At 65.1% G+C, this 4840-nt stretch carries 6 protein-coding genes; 2 read left to right on the top strand and 4 right to left on the bottom strand.

Annotated elements, in window-relative coordinates:
- Nucleotides 1-682: (2Fe-2S)-binding protein (locus tag EN750_RS18660; RefSeq protein WP_189526301.1), on the top strand; the 682-nt coding region annotated here is incomplete at its 5' end.
- Nucleotides 683-776: 94 nt separating this feature from the next.
- Nucleotides 777-1034: a BrnA antitoxin family protein gene (locus EN750_RS18655; protein WP_127397291.1), complete on the top strand. Its 258-nt coding sequence runs from the start codon at nucleotides 777-779 to the stop codon at nucleotides 1032-1034.
- A gap of 250 nt (nucleotides 1035-1284) precedes the next feature.
- On the opposite strand, the gene EN750_RS18650 is transcribed toward EN750_RS18655, so the two are convergent.
- From EN750_RS18650 to EN750_RS18635, 4 genes are all read right to left on the bottom strand, one after another.
- Entirely contained in the window at nucleotides 1285-1641 is a 357-nt protein-coding gene (locus tag EN750_RS18650; RefSeq protein ID WP_127397290.1) for a cupin domain-containing protein, read from the bottom strand.
- 55 nt (nucleotides 1642-1696) lie between these two features.
- Nucleotides 1697-3079, bottom strand: coding sequence for an FAD-binding oxidoreductase (locus tag EN750_RS18645; protein ID WP_127326488.1), 1383 nt, complete (start codon nucleotides 3077-3079; stop codon nucleotides 1697-1699).
- 27 nt (nucleotides 3080-3106) lie between these two features.
- Nucleotides 3107-4216, bottom strand: coding sequence for an ABC transporter ATP-binding protein (locus EN750_RS18640; protein ID WP_127267128.1), 1110 nt, complete (start codon nucleotides 4214-4216; stop codon nucleotides 3107-3109).
- Between the two features lies 1 nt (nucleotide 4217).
- Nucleotides 4218-4840, bottom strand: a 623-nt coding sequence (locus EN750_RS18635; protein ID WP_145967759.1) for an ABC transporter permease, incomplete at its 5' end; no start/stop codon positions are given.

The raw sequence follows: 4840 nt of genomic DNA, 5'->3' as shown, positions 1-4840 counted from the left end.
GCACTGGACCGATCAGTTCTCGGCAAAGGGCCGGCTCGACACGCTGACCGCGCCGCTGACCGATCCCATTTCCGGCCAGCCGGCGCTGAAACATGTCGCCGCCCGCATCGAGAAATTCGCCGCAAAAGCCTTCGGCTTTGCGGTGACGCGGCATAGGCCGTCGCCCGATGCCGCGGCCTATTGGGCCGTGGCCAAATGCAAGGGCGGCTGGCGGGTCGAGCTTGCCTTTGCCGAAGACGACATCGACTGGGCCGGCTTTGCCGGGTCACTGTTCGGCGCGTCACCGGGTGCGGAAATGCTCGCCTATCATGACTGCGACGCCGGCCAGCATCGCATCGCCGCCTTCGACGGCGATCAACTGTCAGGCGCCTTGTTCGTCGCGCCCGGCCCGGTCGCCGTGTCGCGCGGCTGGGCGGCGGAACAGTTAAGTGCCGATCATGTCGACCGGCGCGGAAGGCTGGCGATCGTGGCCGGACGGCCGGGCGGGGTCGACGTCGATCGCGGCGCCATTGTCTGCTCCTGTTTCGGCGTCGGCGCCAACCAGATCGTCGAAGCGGTGCGCCGCGGCTGCGGCAGCGTCGCGGCAATCGGCGCTGCCCTGCATGCCGGCACGAATTGCGGCTCCTGCCGCGCCGAGATCAGGGTCATCATCGAGGCGCAGAGTCTTCAAGCAGCCGAGTGATTGTCCCAACCAAATGGGCCTGCGCGACGGCGCTGGTTGGGCTATGGTGGCGCAAGCGTGCTGCGCACGAATCGTCTCAGTCAGGGTCATCCCAATGGCAAATCCCCCGCGCCGACCGACAAATCCGATGGAGGCCGCCGAGGCGGCTTTCAAACCGGTGAAGAAGCCGGCCGCTCCGGTGCGCGAGCCGCCGGCCGCTCCAGGCGTCAGGGAGCTTGTTTCGATCCGGATCGACCGCGCCGTGCTGGACCACTTCCAGGAGGATGGGCCGGGCTGGCAGGACCGCATCAACGACGCCTTGCGGCAGGCGATAGAAGGCAAGCCGACGGCCGGCGGTTTGGACGACGAGTAGCGCCCATCGCTTCGTCATCCACGGGCGGAGCAAGGAGCGTAGCGACGCGGCGCAGACCCTTGGAGCTGCTCCGCAGCCCAAGGGATACATGCCGCGACCTCAAAGCGCTGCAGCGGTGCAGAATTCTGTTCCGCTGCATTCCTCGATGGCTGTCACGGAATGGATCCCAGGGTCTCCGCGACGGAGCTTCGCTCCTGCTTCGCCCTAGGATGACGAAGTTGGGGAGGCTTCGGCCAAAGCGGACGTCGGCTCACGCCTCGAAGTGCAGGATATAGAGCTTGCGCGTCTTCTCGTGGATCGTCCATTCGCCTTTCCAGCCTTTCGGCAGCACCAGCATCTCTCCGGCGCCGACGTCCTTGCTGCGGCCATCGGGACCATGCAGCGAGGCCCGGCCTGACACGATGTGGCACGTTTCGGAATTGCTGTCGCGCGATGCGGTGAAGCGGCCCGGCGTGCACTCCCAGACGCCGACTTCCAGCGTGCCGTCGGGCGAGGTCCACAGCGTCTTCGCTGCTTCGAACTGATTGCCGCTGATCGAGGTCGGCTTGGGCTCGGGCTCGCCGAGATCGATCGAGGCGAGATGGGCGAAGGTCTGGAAATCGGTCATGGCAGTCTCCGGGCAGGCACTGAAAAAGCAGAAAGTTTTGGAGTCGCTCCGAGGCTCAATGCCCGGTGATGCGGTCGGCGATCGCGGCGAGTTTCGACGTGTGCTGGAGGCCGGCCTCCTCGCGTTCGTCGGCGACGCGATAGAGTTGATACATTGAGTGGACTCCGAGCCAGCGCATCGGCTCGGGCTCCCACTTGCTGACCTGGCGGTTGACCCAGGGCAGTCGGGTCAGTTCGGTGTCGCGCCGCAGGATGAGGTCGCGCAGCGTGCGGCCCGACAGGTTGGAACTGGATACGCCGAGCCCGACATAGCCGCCGGCCCAGCCGATGCCGGTCTCAGGGTCGAGACCGGCCGTCGTGCACCAGTCGCGAGGCACGCCCAGCACGCCGCACCAGGCGTGGTCGATGCGAAGCTTGGCTGTCTGTGGCAGAAGGCGGATGAGGATCGCGTGCAGGCTTTCGATCGTCGCCTGCTGCGTCTGGCCGCGCACGTCGGTCTGCGAGCCGTAGCGGTAGGGCACGCCGCGTCCGCCCATGGTGATGCGGCCTTCCCTGGTGCGCTGTGCATAGCAATAGGCGTGCGCGGCGTCGCCGAGAAGCTCATGGCCCTCCCAGCCGATCTCGTCCCATAGCGATTGCGGCAGCGGCTCGGTGATGATCTGCGCGCTGTTGAGCGGCAGCCAGAGCCGCTCATTGCCTGGTATGCCGGCCGTGAACCCTTCCGTGGCACGGATGATGATTGGCGCGCGCACGGTGCCGCGGCTCGTCGTGACCTTGCCCTTCTCGATGCCGGTCACGGTGGTCTGCTCGTAGATCGGCACGCCAATGCGTTCGACGGCTTCGGACAGGCCGCGCACCAGCTTGGCCGGCTGCACGCGCGCGGTGCCGTGGTGGATATAGCCGCCAAGCACATTTCTGATGTTGATGCGGGCTCTGGCCTCTTCCTGACCGATCAGGCTGACACGCTCGCTCGGCACGCTCCAGCCGATCGCATCGGCATAGGCGGCCTTGATCCGTTCGAGCTGCGGCGGGTTGGTGGCGACCGTCAGATTGTCGACCCGGCGGATGTCGGCATCGATGCCTTCGGTCTCGGTCACCGCGATCACTTCGTCGACCGTGCCATGCATGGCGGTTTCCATGTCGATGACGGCGCCGCGCGTCGAGGTCTGCAGATATTTTTCGCGCGACCAGCTGAAGCCGCCGGACAGCCAGCCGCCATTTCGGCCCGACGCGCCGAAGCCGGCGAACTCCCTCTCGACGATGGCGATGCGGATCGAAGGATCGGCCTTCTTCAGATAATAAGCCGTCCACAAGCCGGTGTAGCCGGCGCCGACGATGCAGACATCGGCTTCGAGATCACCTGGAAGCGGCGCGCGGTAGGCCGGCAGACCGATGTCGGCATACCAGAACGAGACGTTGCCGTTGACTTTGGCGTCCATGTCTAAAAACCCTGTGGGGAAAAGCGGTCAGGTCATCGTCATGTCGGCGCGGTCGTCGTCGGCAAGAAGTTTTGCATCGACGACGGACCAGCGCAGATCGACCGTGTCACCAATCGAGAACGGTGTGGCTTCCAGCGACGAGCGCACGATGGCGACCGAGCCGTCGCGAAGCGTCACCTGGTATTTCGAACCCGACCCCAGATAGATCGCTTCGCTGACCTCACCAGTGAGGCTGTTCTGCCCGGCGGCGGGAGGCGTGTTGGTGCCGGCAAGCGACAGCTTCTCCGGCCGCAGCAGGACCACCGGTTTGCGGCCGCCGGCGAGCTTGCCGTAGGCCACGATCTTCTGGCCGGCGATCGTCAGGCTGGTCTGGTCTCCGGACGCCTGGGCCTCGCCGCGCAAACTGGTCGATTCGCCGATGAACTTCGCCACGAACAAGGTCGTCGGCTCGTCGTAGAGCTGGCGGCCGGTTCCGACCTGTTCGATGCGGCCCTGATTGAACACAGCGATGCGGTCGGAGAGCACCAGCGCTTCTTCCTGGTCGTGCGTCACATAGACGAAGGTGGTGCCGAGTTCGCGGTGGATCCGCTTGATCTCCAGCTGCAGCCATTCGCGCAGTTTCTTGTCGAGCGCGCCGAGCGGTTCGTCCATCAACAGCAGCGGCGGATCGAAGACGATGGCACGCGCCAGCGCCACGCGCTGCTGCTGGCCGCCGGAAAGTTCGGAGGGATAGCGATGCGCGAAATCGGCCATCTTGACCATGTCCAGTGCTCGTACGACGAGACGGTCGCGCGCCTGCTTGTCCATGCCGCGCAAGGTGAGGGGATAGGCGACGTTCTTGCCGACCGTCATGTGCGGAAACAGCGCGTAGTGCTGGAAGACGACGCCGATGTTGCGCTTGTGCGCCGGCAGGGCGACGATGCTCTTGCCGCCGACGGCAAGATCGCCTGCGGTGAGGTCGGTGAAGCCCGCAACGACGTTGAGCGTGGTCGTCTTGCCGGAGCCGCTGGGCCCCAGCAGCGTCATGAACTCGCCCGGCTCGATATGCAGGCTGACATCGTCGAGCGCGGTGAAATTGCCGTAACGCTTGGTTGCGCCCTTGATGTCGATGGCCGCGCCACGTTCCCTCGCAGTCATCTCAACTCCTCGTCGATTTCGAGCTGATGATCAGCCCGGCGCTGATGATCAGCGTCGTGGCAATGAAGATGATGGTTCCGACGGCCGTCACCGTCGGGTCGGCGTCGCGGGTGATGCTGGTGAAGATCTGCACCGGCAAGGTCTTGAGGTAGGGACTGGTGATGAACAGCGCGACGATGATTTCATCGAAGGAGGTGACGAAGGCAAACAAAAGCCCGGACAGGATACCGGGCGCGATCAGCGGCAAGGTCACGGTGCGGAATGTGGTGAAGCGGTTGGCGCCGAGGCTGGCCGCCGCCGTTTCCAGCCGCACGTCGAAGACTTCGAGGCTTGCCGATACGGCGATGATGACGAAGGGGATCGCCAGCATCGTGTGCGCGATGACGAAGCCGGTGGTGGTGCCGACAAACTGGTAGTCGAGGTAAACGGCATAGATGCCGATCGCCAGCACCACGCCGGGCACGATCATCGGCGTGATCAGGATAGCGCGCAGCAGGCCGGCGCCGGAATGTTTCATGCGGCTGAGGCCAAGCGACGCCAGCGTGCCGATCAGCGTGGCGGCAACGGCGACGAGGCCCGCGACCCTCAGCGAATTGAAGAAGCTCGACAGCCAATCGGGATTGG

Origin of the sequence: Mesorhizobium sp. M7A.F.Ca.ET.027.03.2.1, assembly GCF_003999175.1 — a bacterium.
GTDB lineage: Bacteria > Pseudomonadota > Alphaproteobacteria > Rhizobiales > Rhizobiaceae > Mesorhizobium.
This window is presented reverse-complemented; position numbering and strand designations above follow the sequence as displayed.

Excerpts from the sequence above, each read along its gene's own strand:
- EN750_RS18655 (WP_127397291.1), top strand. The coding sequence starts at position 777 with ATGGCAAATCCCCCGCGCCGACCGACAAATCCGATGGAGGCCGCCGAG.
- EN750_RS18650 (WP_127397290.1), bottom strand. The coding sequence starts at position 1,641 with ATGACCGATTTCCAGACCTTCGCCCATCTCGCCTCGATCGATCTCGGC.
- EN750_RS18645 (WP_127326488.1), bottom strand. The coding sequence starts at position 3,079 with ATGGACGCCAAAGTCAACGGCAACGTCTCGTTCTGGTATGCCGACATC.
- EN750_RS18640 (WP_127267128.1), bottom strand. The coding sequence starts at position 4,216 with ATGACTGCGAGGGAACGTGGCGCGGCCATCGACATCAAGGGCGCAACC.